11 protein-coding genes are annotated in these 16,936 nt (G+C 61.0%); 6 read left to right on the top strand and 5 right to left on the bottom strand.

Annotated elements, in window-relative coordinates; translation table 11 throughout:
* Window positions 1–79 precede the first annotated feature (79 nt).
* The 4 genes from IL54_RS08410 (at window position 80) to ligD (ending at window position 7,412) form a co-directional block, all read left to right on the top strand.
* Window positions 80–787, top strand: coding sequence for a carbohydrate-binding protein (locus IL54_RS08410; RefSeq protein ID WP_237748823.1), 708 nt, complete (start codon window positions 80–82; stop codon window positions 785–787).
* Between the two features lie 38 nt (window positions 788–825).
* Window positions 826–3,768 carry a TIM-barrel domain-containing protein gene (locus IL54_RS08405; protein ID WP_052027607.1) on the top strand — a complete coding sequence of 981 codons (2,943 nt, stop codon included), beginning with the start codon at window positions 826–828 and terminating at the stop codon, window positions 3,766–3,768.
* Between the two features lie 206 nt (window positions 3,769–3,974).
* Window positions 3,975–4,862: a non-homologous end joining protein Ku gene (gene ku, locus IL54_RS08400; RefSeq protein ID WP_037478141.1), complete on the top strand. Its 888-nt coding sequence runs from the start codon at window positions 3,975–3,977 to the stop codon at window positions 4,860–4,862.
* A 72-nt stretch (window positions 4,863–4,934) separates the two neighbouring features.
* Window positions 4,935–7,412: a DNA ligase D gene (ligD, locus tag IL54_RS08395; RefSeq protein WP_037474746.1), complete on the top strand. Its 2,478-nt coding sequence runs from the start codon at window positions 4,935–4,937 to the stop codon at window positions 7,410–7,412.
* A 19-nt stretch (window positions 7,413–7,431) separates the two neighbouring features.
* On the opposite strand, the gene IL54_RS08390 is transcribed toward ligD, so the two are convergent.
* The 3 genes from IL54_RS08390 to bla form a co-directional block, all read right to left on the bottom strand.
* Window positions 7,432–9,606: a TonB-dependent receptor gene (locus IL54_RS08390; protein WP_037474745.1), complete on the bottom strand. Its 2,175-nt coding sequence runs from the start codon at window positions 9,604–9,606 to the stop codon at window positions 7,432–7,434.
* A gap of 232 nt (window positions 9,607–9,838) precedes the next feature.
* Window positions 9,839–11,005, bottom strand: coding sequence for a PepSY-associated TM helix domain-containing protein (locus tag IL54_RS08380; protein ID WP_037474740.1), 1,167 nt, complete (start codon window positions 11,003–11,005; stop codon window positions 9,839–9,841).
* A gap of 200 nt (window positions 11,006–11,205) precedes the next feature.
* Window positions 11,206–12,123: a subclass B3 metallo-beta-lactamase gene (gene bla / locus IL54_RS08375; RefSeq protein ID WP_037474738.1), complete on the bottom strand. Its 918-nt coding sequence runs from the start codon at window positions 12,121–12,123 to the stop codon at window positions 11,206–11,208.
* A 97-nt stretch (window positions 12,124–12,220) separates the two neighbouring features.
* Here bla and IL54_RS08370 point away from each other — a divergent pair, with 97 nt between their 5' ends.
* The gene (locus IL54_RS08370) at window positions 12,221–13,111 is read left to right on the top strand and encodes a LysR family transcriptional regulator (RefSeq protein WP_037478139.1); all 891 of its coding nucleotides are present in this window, start codon (window positions 12,221–12,223) and stop codon (window positions 13,109–13,111) included.
* A gap of 114 nt (window positions 13,112–13,225) precedes the next feature.
* Here IL54_RS08370 and IL54_RS08365 read toward each other — a convergent pair whose 3' ends face one another.
* Together IL54_RS08365 and IL54_RS08360 are read right to left on the bottom strand one after the other, a co-directional pair.
* Entirely contained in the window at window positions 13,226–13,723 is a 498-nt protein-coding gene (locus tag IL54_RS08365) for a hypothetical protein (RefSeq protein ID WP_037474736.1), read from the bottom strand.
* Between the two features lie 30 nt (window positions 13,724–13,753).
* Window positions 13,754–14,545 carry a DUF4198 domain-containing protein gene (locus IL54_RS08360; RefSeq protein WP_037474733.1) on the bottom strand — a complete coding sequence of 264 codons (792 nt, stop codon included), beginning with the start codon at window positions 14,543–14,545 and terminating at the stop codon, window positions 13,754–13,756.
* Window positions 14,546–14,667: 122 nt separating this feature from the next.
* On the opposite strand from IL54_RS08360, the gene IL54_RS08355 reads away from it, so the two are divergent.
* Window positions 14,668–16,770, top strand: coding sequence for a TonB-dependent receptor domain-containing protein (locus tag IL54_RS08355; RefSeq protein WP_237748822.1), 2,103 nt, complete (start codon window positions 14,668–14,670; stop codon window positions 16,768–16,770).
* Window positions 16,771–16,936: the final 166 nt, after the last annotated feature.

Raw genomic sequence — 16,936 nt, 5'->3', positions numbered from 1 at the left:
GCAGGCCTGAACTCGCGAAGTGGCTACCGTGAATCTGTGTCCAAATAATGTACGGAGGCCCGAAGGGATCGGCTATGCGATGAGCAAGGGGCCGACCGGGCCGTGGGTCCACAAGGGCAAGCTCATGGACCCCAGCCCGCGCTCGACCGGCAACCACCCCGGCATCGTCGACTATAAGGGCAAATCCTATCTGTTCGGATTTCATTATGAGCTGAATTTCGACATGACGCCGATCCATCATGAGCGGCGGGCGATCAACGTCACCAGCTTCACCTATAATGCCGACGGCACCATCCCCAAACAGCCCTGGTGGGACACGAAGGGCGCAGCGCAGATTGCTCCGGTCGATCCGTACAGTAGAGTGGAGGCGGAGACGATTGCCTGGACGTCACGGATCAAGCGCGACCGGGACCGGCCCTATGATTGGGCACCGGGGGTGCTGACGGAGGCCGGGGATGCAGGCGGGATGATCGTCACGCGCACCACGAACCGCAGCTATATCAAGGTGGCGGGCGTGGATTTTGGCACGGACGGGGCTAGAACGTTCGTGGCCAAGGTCGCCAACGCGCTGCCCGGCGCGCAAATCGAATTGCGGGTGGACGGCCTGACCGGGCCGGTGATCGGCACGCTGGCGGTTGGGACGACCGGCGCGGCGGGGCATTGGCAGGAGCAATCGACCCTGGTAGCCGGCGCGACTGGCGTCCGCGACCTGTTCATCCTGTTCAAGGGCAAGGGCGATGACGAACGCTCGCTGCTCGATTTCGACTATTGGCGTTTCGCACGATGAACGGTCGCATAATGACGAACGAAATGAGGAGAGGGCTGATGTCGCCATATTGGATGGGTACGGTTGCGGCCATATTGGCATTGGCGCCGGTATCGGCACGGGCCGCGCCGCCGCCGACCGGACTGGACGAGTTGGGACAGATGCAGGCGCTTGTTCCGGCGGATGATGCGGCGTTCCACTTTCAAAAGCTGCGCAGCGGGGTTCAGTTTCGGCTGAACGGCGTCACCAAGTCGGTGATCTTCTATTCCCCAACGGTCGTGCGGGTGAACGCCAATCTGGGCGCATCCTATTGGACCCAGCGCAGCCTGGTCGTCATTCGCGAGCCTGAAGCGGTGCCCTTTACCGTACGCGAGACGGCCGACACGCTGGAACTGGTCGGGCAGAAATTGCGCGTGAGCATCGACAAAGGCAGCGGCGCGCTGACCTATCATGATCCGTCGGGACGATTGCTGACGCGCGAAAAGGCAGAGGCACCGCAGTCGATCGAGAAGCGCACTATCTCCGACGCGCCGACCTATGAGGTGGAAAATAGCTTCACGCTGCAACCCGATGAGGGGATTTACGGGTTCGGCTTCACCGCTGATGATGAGGTCAATCGCCGGAACAAGGAATTGCTGCTGGTCCAGACCAATGTCGGCATTATCATCCCGGTGATGGTATCGACACAGCGATACGGCATTTTGTGGGACGCCTATTCCCAGATGCGGTTCAAGGATGATGCACAGGGCGCGCGGTTGTGGGCGGAAAGCGCGCCGGGCGGCGTGGATTATTATTTCATGGCGGGCGATCCGGCGGCCAAAGACACGCTCGATAGCGTCGTGGGCGCCTATCGTTGGCTGACCGGGGACGCGCCGATGGTTCCCAAACAGGCGTTCGGCCTGTTCATGAGCAAGGAGCGTTACCCCACGCAGGACCGCATCGTTGAGGTTGCCAAGACCTTTCGCAAGGAAGGCTTCCCGCTCGATTATATCGTGCAGGACTGGCAATATTGGGGCAGCGACCGCGACGGCACATGGTCAGGCATGATCTGGAACCCCGAACGCTTTCCCGACCCGGCGGGGATGAACCGGACGATCCATGATCTCAACATGAAGCTGATGGTGTCGATCTGGCCATCGGTGGGCAATGACACGGCGCTGGCGCGCGAACTCGACCAATATGGCCTGCGCTTCAAACCGCTGCACTGGATTTCCAAAAAGGCGCGGGTCTATGACGCCTATAGCGCCAAGGGCCGGGAGATTTATTTCAAACATATCAAGTCCGGCCTGCTCGACAAGGGCGTGGACGCGCTGTGGATGGACGGGACGGAGGTCGAGGTGAGTTCCGCCATGTGGAACCCGGTCGACAATGTGCGCGACACCAAGGCGCTGGGCCATAATGCGATGGGCGATTTCACTCGTTACCTGAACCCCTATTCGCTGTTGACGACGCAAGGCACCTATGAGGGGCAGCGCGCTATTAGCGACAAGCGCGTCTTCACGCTGACGCGATCGGCCTGGGCGGGGGCGCAGCGCACGGGCGCGGTGTCATGGTCGGGCGACATCTATGCCAGTTGGCAGACATTCGCGCAGCAGGTGGCAGGCGGCGTCAATGTGACGGTCACGGGCAATCCCTATTGGACGCAGGATACCGGCGGGTTCTTCGTCAGCGACTTTCCCGGTGGCGAGAAGAATCCGGCATGGCGCGAACTGTTTGCGCGCTGGTTCCAATATGCCGCGTTCAACCCGATCATGCGTGTGCATGGGACGAACGTGGAGCGCGAACCCTATATCTTCAAGACGCTGGACCCGCCGGTGTACAAGACGCTGCTCGACACGGTGAACCTGCGCTATCGGTTGTTGCCCTATATCTATAGCCTGAGCGCGCAGGTGACGGCGGATCGCTCCACCTTGATGCGGCCGCTGGCGATGGATTTCCCCGACGATCCGGCGGTGCGTAACATCAACGACAGTTTCATGTTCGGATCATCGTTGCTGGTGCATCCCGTGACGCGGGCGATGTATAATATCCTGCCGTCGCTACCGACGATGGTGCCAGCGCAGCATTTGCGCTCGGCTGATGGCAAACCGGGGCTGGATGTCCAATATTTCGCGGGCGAGAATTTCGAGACGCCGCGTGGCAAGGGCGTGGACGCGAAGATCGACCATACATGGCCCGACCCACCGCTGGCCGAAATGCCGCCGGGCCTCACATCGCTCAGCCATTTTTCCGCCCGGTGGAACGGCACACTGATCGCGCCGGAGGATGGCGAGTATGAGATCGGGCTGAACGGCAATGACGGGATGCGGCTATATCTGGGCGGCAAGGTGGTGATCGACGAATGGAACCGCAGCGCGACGCGCACGCGGACGGTGAAGCAGACGCTGAAGAAGGGCGAGGCGCTTCCCGTGCGGCTGGAGTTTTTCCATCCCGAAGGTGGGCGGGTGTTCCGCTTCATATGGCGGAAGCCGAGCGAACTGCAGCGCGACAAAGCCGCAATTAATGCGCCGCGTGACCTGACGATGCGGACCTATCTGCCAGCAGGGACGGACTGGTATGATTTCTGGATCAACCAACGTCATGGCGGGGGCGAAACGGTGTCGCGCGAAGCGCCGCTCGACATCATGCCACTCTACGTCCGGGCTGGATCAATCGTGCCGATGGGGCCGGTGATGCAATATGCGACGGAAAAGCCGGACGCGCCCTATGATGTGCGCATTTATGCGGGGGCAAGTGGGCATTTCACGCTCTATGAGGACGACAACGAGACTTATGCCTATGAAAAGGGGCAGTCGGCACGCTTTGATCTCGACTGGGATGATGCGAAACGGACGCTGACAATCAGTCAACGGCGCGGGTCTTTCCCTGCGCTGATAAAGCAGCGTCGGCTTAAAATTACCGTCATAGGACATGCCGATCCTTCCGCAGCCACTGCAACCCCAGCCAGACAGACGATTTCTTATGATGGCAACAGTCAGGAGGTGCGCTTCGATGTCCCGTAGCACTGCAGGATGGATATAACGCTTCCGCGCTTTCTATATGGCCGCGTCATTGCGCCGACCGAATTCGTTCTCCAGGTCTGACCGGAAAAATGGTTTCGCGCCGAGGGCATAGAAGTCCCTGCGGATGAGCGGCGAGCGGTTGCGTTTCATGCGACGGAACGGGGCCATGCGCAGCGGGTTATGCTATGGATCGACAGGAGATGACGATGGCTGCACGACCCTATTGGAAAGGCCAGATCCGACTCGCGCTTGTGTCCATCCCTGTCGAAATCTATTCCGCGACCAGAAGTGGCGCGACGATCGCCTTCAACCAGATCCACGAGCCATCGGGCAAGCGGATCAAATATGAAAAGGTCGTGCCCGGCATCGGGCCGATCGATCTCGACGACATCGTCAAAGGCTTTGAATATGCCAAGGGCGAATATGTGCTGTTGGACGAGAAGGACATCGAAGGCGTCAAGCTGGAGAGCAAGAAGACGCTTGAGTTGACCCAGTTTGTCGATGCACACGACATCGACATGATCTATTTCGAAAAGCCCTATTATGTCGTGCCCGCCGACGACCTGGCGGAGGAAGCCTTCATCGTCCTGCGGGAAGCGCTGCGGCGCAGTCGGAAGGTTGGCCTTGGCCAACTGGCGATGCGTGGCCGGGAATATGTCGTCAGCATTAAGGCGTGCGGGCGCGGCATGGTGATGGAGACGTTGCGCTACGCCGATGAAGTCAACAAGGCCGCCAGCTATTTCCGCGAGATTGGCGATGACGAACCGGACGATGAATTGCTCGAACTCGCCACGACCTTGATCGACAAGAAAACAGGCAAATTCGACGCGAACGATTTTCACGATCGCTATGTCGATGCGTTGAAAGAGCTGATCGAGCATAAGAAGAAGGGGAAGACGCTCAACATCGATAGCGATGATGACGCCAGCGCCGATCCACGCGGCAGCAATGTCGTGGATCTTATGGCGGCGCTCAAGAAATCCATAGGCCCGGCGAGCAAGGCCAAGACGACCGCGAAGAAACCAGCGGGCAAGGCAGCGGCCAAAAGCGGCGCGAAGTCGGCAGGCAAAACATCCGCCAAGAAGCGGGCATGACCCGATTGAGATACCCTCGGAACGAGTCGCCACGTCTGCGGATTGACGGGCAAAGGGACGGATCAAACCGGCATGGCCAAGGCGCAGGATAAATCTCCGAAGGACAGCCTGGCCCTTTATCGGGCGAAGCGCGATTTTGCGCGCACGGCCGAGCCTGCGGGCGCGGCGTTTCCGACGACCGGCAACGGCTTTGTCGTCCAGAAACATGCAGCGTCGCGGCTGCATTATGATTTCCGACTGGAACTGGATGGCGTGCTGGTCAGCTGGGCCGTCACCCGTGGGCCGAGCGCCAATCCCGACGACAAGCGTCTGGCCGTGCGGACCGAAGATCACCCGCTTGATTATGCGCGGTTCGAAGGCCTGATCCCCAAAGGCGAATATGGCGGCGGCACCGTCATGCTGTGGGACAATGGCACATGGGAAGCTGTGGCGGGTAAAGACCCCCGCAAGACGCTGCCCGAAGGGCATCTCCATTTCGTCCTCCACGGCCGCCGGATGCAGGGCGAATGGATCTTGTTCCGGCTTAAGCCACGGGGGAAGGAGCGCGGCGAAAACTGGATATTGCGCAAGGTCAATGACGGCTTCGCCGGTGGGTCGGACGATCTGGTCAGTCACCATCTCACCAGTATCGACAGCGGCCGCACGATGGAGGAAATCGCCGCCGGAAAAACCGTTCCCAAGCGCAAAGCCGCAAAGGCGAAAGCGGCTGTACGCGGAAAAGCGAAGGGCGATGCTCCGCCGCCGTTTCAGCCGGTACAGTTGGCGACGCTGGTCGATCATGTGCCAGCGGGCAATCATTGGCTCCATGAGCTGAAATATGATGGCTATCGCACGCTGTTGGCCATCGGCGGCGACAATGGCCGCGCCTACACCCGATCAGGCCTCGACTGGTCCGATCGCTTTGCCGGGTTAATCGCCGACGCGACAAAATTGGACGTATCCAGCGCTTTGCTCGACGGCGAGGCCGTTGTGATCCTGCCCGATGGCCGCACCAGCTTTCAGGGTTTGCAGGCCGCCCTCAAGGACGATCCAGGTCGGATCGACTATATGGCGTTCGACCTGCTGGCATTGAATGGCGAGGATCTGACCGGGCGGCCGTTGCTTGAACGCAAGGCGATGCTCGCCACGCTGATCGGCGACGGGGTGGGGCATATTCGTTATTCCGACCACATTGTTGGGCGCGGCGAGCAACTGTTCGAGCGTTTTTGCGGCGCGGGACTTGAAGGCGTCATCTCCAAGCAGATGGATGCGCGCTATTCCGGCGCGCGATCGGGCAATTGGGTCAAGACCAAGTGCATCCGGCGACAGGAATTCGTGATTGTAGGCTGGTTGCCCTCAGACAAGCGACGCGGGTTCCGGTCGCTGCTGCTGGGCGTCCATGAAAATGGCGCGCTGCGGTTCGCCGGGAAGGTCGGCACGGGCTTTTCGGCAGATGAGATGGCGCGGCTGCTGGCCTTGATGGCACCGCTGGCCCGGAAGACGCCGACGGTCGAGGCCCCGCGCGCGGCGGTGCGCGAGGCGCGCTGGATCACACCGAAACTGGTCGCCGAGGTCGCCTTTGCCGAGTTTACCGACGAAGGCGTGCTGCGCCATTCAAGCTATCTGGGTCTACGTGAGGACAAGAAGCCGGAAGCCGTCGTGCTGGAGGTCGAAGCACCGGTCGAACAGGCGACGCAGCCCGCCGCGACCAGCGGGGTCAAGATCAGCAATCGCGATCGGGTGATCTTCCCGGAAGGCAAGCTCACCAAGGGCGAACTGGCCGACTATTATGAGACGGTGGCGGATATCATGCTGCCCTGGGCAGGTAGTCGGCCGATCAGCCTCGTGCGCTGTCCGCAGGGCCGCGACAAGAAATGCTTCTTCCAGAAGCATGATGCTGGCAGTTTCGGCAACGACGTCAAGCAGGTGGGTATCCTCGAAAAGGACAGCCATGAAGAACCCTATCTCTTCGTCGATGCGCCTGCGGGGCTGCTGACCTGCGTTCAGATGGGGACGATCGAATTTCACGGCTGGGGCGCTAGGATCGAGGATGTCGAGAAGCCCGACCGGCTTGTGTTCGATCTTGATCCCGATGAGGGGTTGGCGTTCAAGGATGTGGTGTCGGCGGCCTTCCACCTGCAGGATATGCTGGCGCAGATGGGCCTCGTGACCTTCCCGATGGTGACGGGTGGCAAGGGGGTGCATGTGATCGCGCCGCTGACCCCCAGCGCGGAATGGCCGCAGGTCAAGGATTTCGCGCATCGGTTTGCCACCGCTTTGTCGCAGGCTGACCCCGACCGGTTCACCGCCGCACTCGCCAAGGCGAAGCGGACGGGCAAGATTTTCATCGACTATTTGCGCAACCAGCGCGGCGCGACGGCCGTCATGCCCTATAGCGCGCGATCGCGGCCGTTCGCACCGATCGCCGTGCCGATCAGCTGGGAGGAACTGCGCACGCTCGATGGCCCAGACCATTGGCATATCGGGGATGCAAGCGAGATGGTGAAACGCGCGGCTTCGAAGGATCTGGCCCATTGGGGCAGAGCTGATCAGATTCTGCCCGATCTATAGATTGGGTCGGGCAGAATTTTCAAAATTCAATCGATGCCGACGCTTTGAAGGTGCGGGGCATGCCCTGCAACAGGTCGGGACGGAAGCTGTCGAACGCGGACGCCCAATAGCGCCGGTTGGCTATGTTATCGACGCCCGCGCGCAGCGTTAGCGGGCTGTCGCCCAGCAGCGAGACATGGCGCAGGCCGAGGTCAAACCGTGTCCAGCTAGGCAGGAACAGCGTGTTATCAAGGTTGGCGGCCTGCTTTCCCGTATGCACCGCCCGGCCCGTAACGGTGAACGCCGGGGCGAACGGCAGATCCCATTCGACATTGGCATTGAGCATATATTCGGGAACGCCGGTCGGTTTATTGCCTTCATTGACCCCACCTTGGGTCCGACGCAGCTCGGCGTCGATCACCGATCCGCCAGCGATCAGGCGCAGGCCGTCTACCGGCTCCGCGTCGATGCTCAATTCTATACCGCGGTGCCGCTGCGTGCCGAACGGGCCATAGACAAGAAAGCCCGGCTGCGCCGTGTCGAGCGTATAGATAGCGATGTCGCGATCGATCTGGAATAAGGCCAGGCTGGCGTTCAGCTTGCCAAGCGCAACCTTGCCACCCAATTCATATTGCGTGGATAGAAAGGGGGGAAGCGTCTCACCGCCATTGCTGACGGGCAGGACGCCGGTGCCGGTATTGGCGCTGACCGCTGCAGTGGCGCCGGGCACCAACGCCTCTATCCGGTTGGCGTAGAATGACACGCCGTTGACGGGCTTGAAGACGAGACCGAGGACCGGCGTCACGGCATCTTCATCATAGCGGCCGGTCAAGCCACCGGCAGCGATTGGTCCCGTGGCGTTTGCGGCATAGGATTTGCTGCCGATCATCTGCAGCCGCAGTCCGGCGGTGATCTGCAGCCGGTCGTTCCAGAAACCGATGGTGTCGGACACGAACAGACTGCTCAATTTCTGCCGGTTGATCGGGAACGGATCGTCAATATCGCCGCCTGCGAAGGTGACCACATCGGGACGCGGGACAGCGACCGGATCATAGATATTGGTCGCCACCGGCGAGGCGGCATAGAATAAATAGGCATTGCGGTTGACCAGCCAGTTGATCGATCCGCCGACATTGACCTCATGCGTCCAGAGGCGCGATGCCAGCTTGGCGCGCAGACCTACGGTAGCCGCCTCGTTGTTATCCGTGCGCGGGATATAGGAACCCTGTGCCGTGGCCGCGCCGGTTGCTGCGTCGGTCAGTCTTATGGTCTGGTAGAAGCCGCGCTCCGACCCGTCGCGCGCGCCGAATGATGCATAGAGCAGCGCATTGTCGGCAATGTCATATTCGGCCCTAAATTGCCCGAAGATATCGCGCAGCGTGCTATTCTGCCATGGCTGACCATAATTGGTCGATGACCCCGGCACGGCAGGAATGATATTGCCGACCACCAGCTTGGGCCGCTGGTGCGCCACCCTTACACGCTGGTAGACGATGTCGAGCGCGAGCCGCAGCGGGCCATTGTCATAGTCGATGGCGCCGCCCAACAGGTAGGAGCTGCGAAATTCATCGTCGATTGCCACATCGCCCCGTCGCGCCGTGCCGTTGATCCGCACGCCCCATTCGTCGTTCGCCCCATAGCGACGGCTGACGTCGAACGCACCGCCAATATGCTCTGGCCCGGTATAGTTGACGGTCAGCCGATTGAGATCACGCGCGCCCGCACGCTTGGGCATCAGGTTGACGCTGCCGCCGATGCCGCTGCCGCCCGGCGCGGCACCGTTGATGAAGGCGCTGGAGCCGTTCAGCACCTGAACCGACTGGGCGAGTTCGGGCGCGACCAACTGGCGCGGCGCTATGCCATAAAGGCCACCGAACCCGACATCGTCTCCGCTCAGAGCAAAGCCGCGGATGACGAACAGTTCGCCCGCAATCCCAAAGCCCAGCGTCGTGCGGATCGAGGGATCATTTTCCAAGACCTGGCCGAGTGTCTGCGGCTGCTGGTTAAGGATCAGCGCCTCATTATAGGTCTTGATGCTGAACGGCGTGTCTTGCGCAGCCTTGTCGCCGAATATGCCGACATTACCTCCGCGCAACACAGCCGTCTGGTTCTGCTTCTGCGCGGTAACGATGATGGCACTGTCCTGCGCGAAGGCGGGCACAGCGAAGGTCGCGAGCGATGCGCCGATCATCAGGCGCGAAAATTTGGACGTCACAATGGTATCCCCCAGGATAAAAGATCGAAAGATGGGCTGAATCAGCGTCTATGTTTCCGCATCGCCCAGACGACCGCGAGAGGCGGGACCAGGAGAGCCGCCCAAGACAACCAATCCGCCGCGCCGTCACCGGCCAGCGCAGACACCAGCCCGACCAGACTCAGTAGCGCGATGATCAGCGGCGCCGCGAAAATATGGCGAAGCGACCGGACATGATTTCGGGACTTGCCAGTCATTCCGCTGCCGCCACGAGACCACCGCTCTCGACCTCTCGGACATGCGCGTCAGCGCCCGCACGCCGCTTGCCCAGCCACAGCAGCAAGCCGGTCCACAGGACATAGAGGGTGAAAAGGTCAAGGATCGCCCAGAGAATCTTGAGCGGAAGCGTACCATAGTCGCCAAAATGCAGGGGTTGCGAATAGGATAGCGCAACCATGTACCAGGGCATTTGGCGGATGTCGGTCAGCACGCCGCTTTCGCCATCGACCAGCGCTGGCGTCAACACATGTTCGGTCAGCTTCGTCGTGCCCTGCAGGAAAACGGCATAATGATGCTTGCTGCTGAACCCACCCCCAGGGAAGGCGATGAATTGCGGGTTATTGCCAGGGCGCGCCGCCCGTACCGCCGCCATGGCTTTGTCGATCGACCCGTATCGCGACGGTGGCAATGGTGGCTGGCCCGCATAGGCGCGGGTCATTTCGGCAAGTTCGCCCATCTGCCACATCTGGCGCAGCGGCGTCGCGGCGGCATTGATCACGCCGGTCAGCCCGACGACGCCCATCCACGCCAGGGCAACGATGCCCAACAGATTATGATAGTCGATCTGCCGCAGCCGCCGACTACGGCTCACGCGCAGGGTGCCGAAGTCCAGCTTGCGCATGAAGGGCGCGTAGAGAACCGTCCCTGACAGCAGCGCGATGAAAAACAGGAAGCCCATGGCACCCAGGAAAAGCATGCCGGGCAGACCCATAAACATGTCGGTATGCAGTTGGAGCAGAAAATGCATCACGCCTTCCTCGCTCTCCCGACCCGTCACTTCCCCGGTCGCGCGATCAAGAACGTGAATGGTCATGTCCGCACCACTGCTGTCCGGCTGCGGGGCCGTGGTGATGGTCATCAGTGGCGTGTCATTGTCGAACGCCATGAATACCGGAACTTGGCCCGGTGCATTTGCCAAAACCGTCCCCAGCAAAGCATCAAGCGATTTCAAGCCGGGCGCATCGCTGGATGAAGGCGGTCCCGCTACCGCCATGCTGTCGGGTTCGCCTGACAGCGCGTCGATTTCATCGTGAAAGATCAGCGGCAGTCCGGTGACGCAAAGCATCAGCAGGAACAGCGTGCAGATGAGGCTGGTCCATTTATGAACGAGATACCACACGCGGATTGTGCCGCGGGTCATTATAGAGCGCCCCTTGCTTAGTAATGCGAATTATTCGCGATAAATCGGCGCGTGCGAATATTCAAGGGGGTTTGACCAAACTGCTGACGATATCCCTCTTTTGGTCATCCCCGTACCGGTGAACGGCCCTAGGGAAGAGACGGCGAAGCCGCTCGCTTTACGCGCGACGTTGCCAGCCAGCCTGGCTTAGGAAGCGCGCATCATGGCTCGATCCCGGCACGTTCGCGAGTGAGGCGCTTCGCAAGCAATTCACGCGATCGGGCAGCATAGCGGCGGCAGGCCCCAGGCGTATCATTATATCGACCTTGGCCTGCATTATCCGGATGTGCCGAGATCAGTATGTCACATGGCAATCTGTCCATCCGCTCGTAGCTCGCCGCAAAACCCCTGATGATCGCAGCGCTTGAGGGCGCTATGTAGCGATAGCCATCGGCTGACACCGGATTGAGGCTGGCGGCGAAGACGATCGCCTTGCAGACCTTGCCTTCACAGGCTTTCCAGTTCCAACTCATGCTGCCCATCGTATGACCGGATGTTGCGTGTGCGGTGATCGCCGTGCGCCCAAGCCTCAGCACTCCGCGGTCCTTGACGGCGCGCAGGCGCGTCACACGCGGCCAGCGGCCGCCATAACCCAGTTGTGGATCATCTTTCATATGCGCCCCTAACCGCAAGCCTTCAGCCCCGCGCGCGCTCGCAACGATGGTTGCACCGGTGTCGCGGGCGAGCGCGGCAAGTCCGCCGCTATGATCAAAATGCGGTTCCGTACTCAGAATAAATTTGATGTCTTTAGGGTCGAAGCCAAGCGCGCGGACATTATTCATTATCGCCGGTGCCGCTTGCGGAAGTGCGCCATCGATCAATATCAGCCCTGCACCTGTGTCGATCAATGCGATACTCAGTCCCCCAAAGCCGACGAGATAGGTGTTCCCGAAGATTTTTTCCGGCGGCACTGGCGCAAGCCATTCCTTGGCCCGCTCTGTAGCCATCGGGCGGGTCAATGGATCGATCTGGCCTCGTGCGGGGACGCTGGCCTTGGCAGCGACCAAAGACGGTGCCCCGTGCCCGATGGTTGGTTGCGGACCTGAAACCAGGGCGGCGATTGTCAGTATTGCGATCATATCCTGTCTCCCATTCACCGCTGGGATGCCCGCCGACGTCGCACGTTACAAAGCATGATTTCTCGACAAAGCCATGAGAATAATCGATGGCAAGGCCATGGATCGCGCCCAACTTCCGCTCAACGCCCTGCGCGCTTTCGAGGCGGCAGCGCGTCATCTCAATTTCACCCGCGCAGCGATAGAATTGTGCGTCAGTCAGGGCGCGGTCAGCCATCAGGTCGCGCAGCTCGAACGTCGCCTTGGCACGCGCCTCTTCCTCAGGCTGCCGCGCGGCCTCGCGCTCACCGACGAGGGGCATGCGCTTGTGCCCGTACTTGCCGAAGCCTTTGATCGTGTCGGCGCGACGCTCGACCAATATGCTGATGGCCGGTTCCGAGAGGCGCTCAAGGTCGGGGTCGTCGGCACGTTCGCCACCGGTTGGCTGATTGCGCGCCTGGACGCCTTTGCCCGTTTGCATCCTTCGATTGATCTGCGCATCTCGACCAACAACAATCGTGTCGATCTGGCGGGCGAAGCGCTCGATTTCGCGATCCGCTTTGGCGACGGTGCGTGGCATGGTACGCATGCCGAGCCATTGCTGGCTGCACCCATGGCACCCGTCTGTGCGCCGGTCATTGCCGCGCGGTTGAAGGCCCCCATCGACCTTTTCCATGAACAAATGTTGCGGTCGTACCGACCCGATGAATGGGCGCTGTGGTTCGAGGCTGCAGCCGTACCTGTCCCGATGCTGCGCGGTCCCGTTTTCGATAGTTCAGCGCTGATGGCCTCGGCCGCTGCCGCTGGACATGGTGTCGCGCTGGTGCCGCTCGCGATGTTCACCCGCGAACTGGCCTCGGAACAACTGATGCAGCCTTTTGCAATCACGGTCGACGTCGGCCGTTACTGGCTCACTCGTCTGATCTCACGCCCGGAAAGTGATGCGATGCGCCGCTTTCGCCATTGGCTTATGGATGAGATAGCAGCGCCATCACCCATGGATCAGCGATAAAAAACTACTGGAGTGGCGAGTTAGTTTTAGTGCGGCACGGTTGGAGTGGAAGAGCGTTTTCGGTTATGCCGTTGGAGGCAGGTTCGCGGTCGCAACCTGCCCCCCCATCAGCCATCAACGATCCGCTTTGTCCGCAGCCTGACGGGCCGCCAATTGGCGAGCAGCCGTTGCCGTCGCGTCAGCGGCAGTCACTATGTCGTCCCTGTCATTATCCTGCTCAGCGAAGGCACGGGTGCCGGAGGCGTCATATTCGGCCTGGGTCATCTTTGCGTCCTTATCCTTGTCCAGTACAGCGAAGCGGACATAGGTTTGGCGAATCTGACGTTGCCGTTCCTCTGTCTTTTTTTCCTCGCTGCGGTCCGATCTGGCGAGTTGCTGTTCCAGCCGGGCGCGATATTCCGCGACATATTCGGCCTCCGACACCCAGCCATCGCTGTTGGTGTCGGTCGCCTGGAAGCGGGCCAGTCGCCCGGCGTCGAATTCGGCGCGGGTCACCTGCCCGTCCTTCTCGGCATCATAGTCGCGGATGAAGGCGGAACCTTCATGTGGGGCGGCTGCGGCATTCCCGGCGATGGCGAGCAAGGCAGCAGCGAGAGAAATTTGGATTTTCATACTATCTCCGATGAAGGAAGAACGGGGCGATCAGGCCGCGTCGAAGGTCAGCGTATAGGTGTAGCTGCGATAGGGTGTTTCGGACCCTGCCGGGGCTGCGCCGCGATGGCGTACAAGGATGAGATAGGTGCCCGCATCCGGCGGCGTCAGGGCGAAGCGCCCATCGGTTCCGCTTTTGATCTGCGCGACGACCTTGCGCCCGTCATAAAGACCAGCGCTGCGGAACAGGCTGATGTCGGCCTGAGGAAGCGGCTTCCCCTCGAACAGCAAGGCAAAGCTGGCGCCGGATCCGGCAACGATGGCGTTGGGGTGGGTGATCGCCTGGATTTCCAGCGCCCGCCCCGATGGCTTGAGCGTCGTGTCGGTCGGTTGGCCGCGCGTCACATAGGCTTCGGCGAGGGTCATGCTCTGCACATCGACCTGCTCGACATTAGCGGGCGGCGTCCCGCCTTCACCGCGCATCGCCCATTTGTCGCCTTGCCGGAACATCTTGCCCTTGCGCCCGGCACGCTGGCCGCTGGTCACCCGATAGGTGCCGTCGGCGGGAATCGCCGCTTCAAAGACAGTCAGGTCGCGCAAATGGGTGACGGGGCCGGTCGGCACGTCCCGGCCATCGGGCGCGACCAGATGGAAGGGTGCGTCGCGCATGGCGACTTCGGGCAGGAAGGCGTCCTCGGCAAAGGCCGCCTGGACAGTGACATGGTCGCCCTTGGCCCCCAGGTCGAATGTGGTCGGCAACATATAGGGCATATGGGCCTGCGCCATGGTGGTGCAGAACAATGTCAGGCCCAGCGCAGCGGAATGGAATCGCGATATCTTCATAAATCCCCTTTCTAGCCTCAGCACTATATCTAATGCGACTCACTTGCAATATCATTCATTGCTGCTAGGTGCTGGCTGGACCGGGCGGGTCAACGCCCGCCTACTGCCGAAGGGGGCCGCATATGATGTTGAAGACCAAAATGAAGCTGGCATTGGGGACCGCGCTGATCGTCACGCCGATCCAGGCATGGGCGCAGGACACCGCCGCCGATGCGCCGCAAACGACGCGCATGACGCTCGATCGGATGGTGATATCCGCGGGCACGGAAAAGGTCGCGATCGACACGCCGCAGGCGGTCAGCACGCTCGATCAGGACGATATCGACCAGATCCAGGCAACGACGATTGGTGAATTGCTGGAGGCCATGCCGGGCGTCAATGTCCAGGGCGGCGTCGGCCAGCTGGGTCAGGGGTTCAACATTCGCGGCCTCGGCACGGCGATCGGCGACAGCGACAATCGCATCCTGCTGACCGTCGATGGCGTGACCAAATTCTACGAACAATATCGCATGGGGGCGCTGTTCAGCGAGCCGGAACTCTACAAGCGGGTGGAAGTGCTGCGCGGCCCAGCCTCTTCAACCCTCTATGGCGCGGGCGCGTTGGCGGGCGTCATCAATTTCACGACCAAGGATGCGTCCGACTTTCTGGCCGATGGCGATCCGCTGGCGGTGCGGCTGAAGGCTGCGACCGAAACCAACGCGCAGGCGCGTACCCTGTCGGGGATCGTCGCGGTGCAGCCGGTCGAGGGGGTCGAACTGCTGGGCAGCTATAATTACCGGCGCAGCGACGATTATAAGAGCGGCAATGGTGAAACGGTAGCGGCTTCCGCCACCTTGTCGGATAGTTGGCTGGTCAAGGGCCGGGTAGCAATCGGCGGCAACAAGAAACATGCGATCTGGGCCAGCTACCAGGACTGGGTGAGCGATGCGCCGCAGGTCTATGATCAGATATCCGCAGCGACAGGCGCGGCGCTGATGCGCCGCCGCGTTCACGACAAGACGGCGGTGCTCGGCTATGTAAACGACTTCGACGGCAGCAAGATTTTCAATATCGAAGCGCAGATCGCCTATTCCCTATCGAAGGTGCATCAAACCGAAACCACTTTCCTTGGCCCCCTCGCCTATTCCGATTTTTCCTATGAAAGCTGGCAGGCCAAGGTCCAGAACAGCAGCGAGTTCGCCATGGGCGGCGACTGGACGACCTTCCTGATTCTAGGCGGTCAGTGGAGCACCCAGGAACGGCGCAACCCGCGCGTTGCGTTCGACGGCACGGTCACGCCGGGCGCGGGCACCCATCCCGAAGGCAGTATGGACCGCTATGGCCTGTTCGGGCAGTTGGAGATCGTCTGGTCCGACAAGCTGACCATCATGCCGGGTGTCCGGGTCGATTGGAACGACTTGAAACCCGGTGACACGGTGGTTGGCGGCACGACACTGACCGAGCGGGTCAAGGATAGCGGCATTTCGCCCAAGCTGGCGGCGCTCTATAACATCACCCCCTGGATCGGCCTGTTCGGATCGGTGGCGCGCACCGTGCGAATGCCCAATGTCGACGAAGTGTTTACGCGTGCTGCGACCCCCGCGCCCCTGGGGCGTCCCAACAATTCCGGTCTTCGCCCGGAGAAATCGGATAATATCGAGGCGGGCTTCACCCTGTCCTTCGATGACATGATAGGCTCGAATGACCGGTTTCGGGCCAAGACGACCCTGTTTCGCAATGACGTCAAGGATCTGATCATCCAGGGGGCGGCCACGTCGGGAACGCCCTATTTCCAGAATATCGGCCGGTCACGCTTCAAGGGTATCGAGGTGGAGGCGGAATATGGCCTCGGCGGTTTCTTCGCCCGCGCCAACGCGTCCTTCGTCGATGGCAAGGACCGGCTAACGGATAATTATCTCAACACGATTCCGGCCAACGACTATCGGTTGACGCTGGGCTATGTCGATACCGCCACCGGCCTGTCCGGCGGCTGGTCCGGCGAATTTGCCGAACGGCAGGACAGGGTGACGACCGGCAATTTCTCATCGGCCGGGTCCGGCCTGCCGACGCCGGGTTATAGCGTCCATAATCTCTTCTTCGCGTTCAGGCCGCAGAGCGGCGCGGCGAAAGGTTTCGAGTTCCGCATCGCGATGGATAATGTCTTCGACAAAAACTATCGCCGCCATCTCTCCGCGCTTGCAGCAGAGGGGCAGAGCTTCAAGTTCACCGTGGCTAATATGTTCTAACGCCATGGCACGGGCAGCGCCTTCCTTTCGCATCGGCGGACCAGCAGCGGCATCGCTTTTGGTCAACGGGCTGCTGATCGCGGCCTTGCTTAACCTTGGCATGGAGCATGTCGCGCGGCGCAGGGATTCACCGGCGCTGACGGTCGTGTCGCTGGCGGTGTTGAAG

This window comes from Sphingobium sp. ba1 (genome assembly GCF_000743655.1).
GTDB lineage: Bacteria > Pseudomonadota > Alphaproteobacteria > Sphingomonadales > Sphingomonadaceae > Sphingobium.
This window is presented reverse-complemented; position numbering and strand designations above follow the sequence as displayed.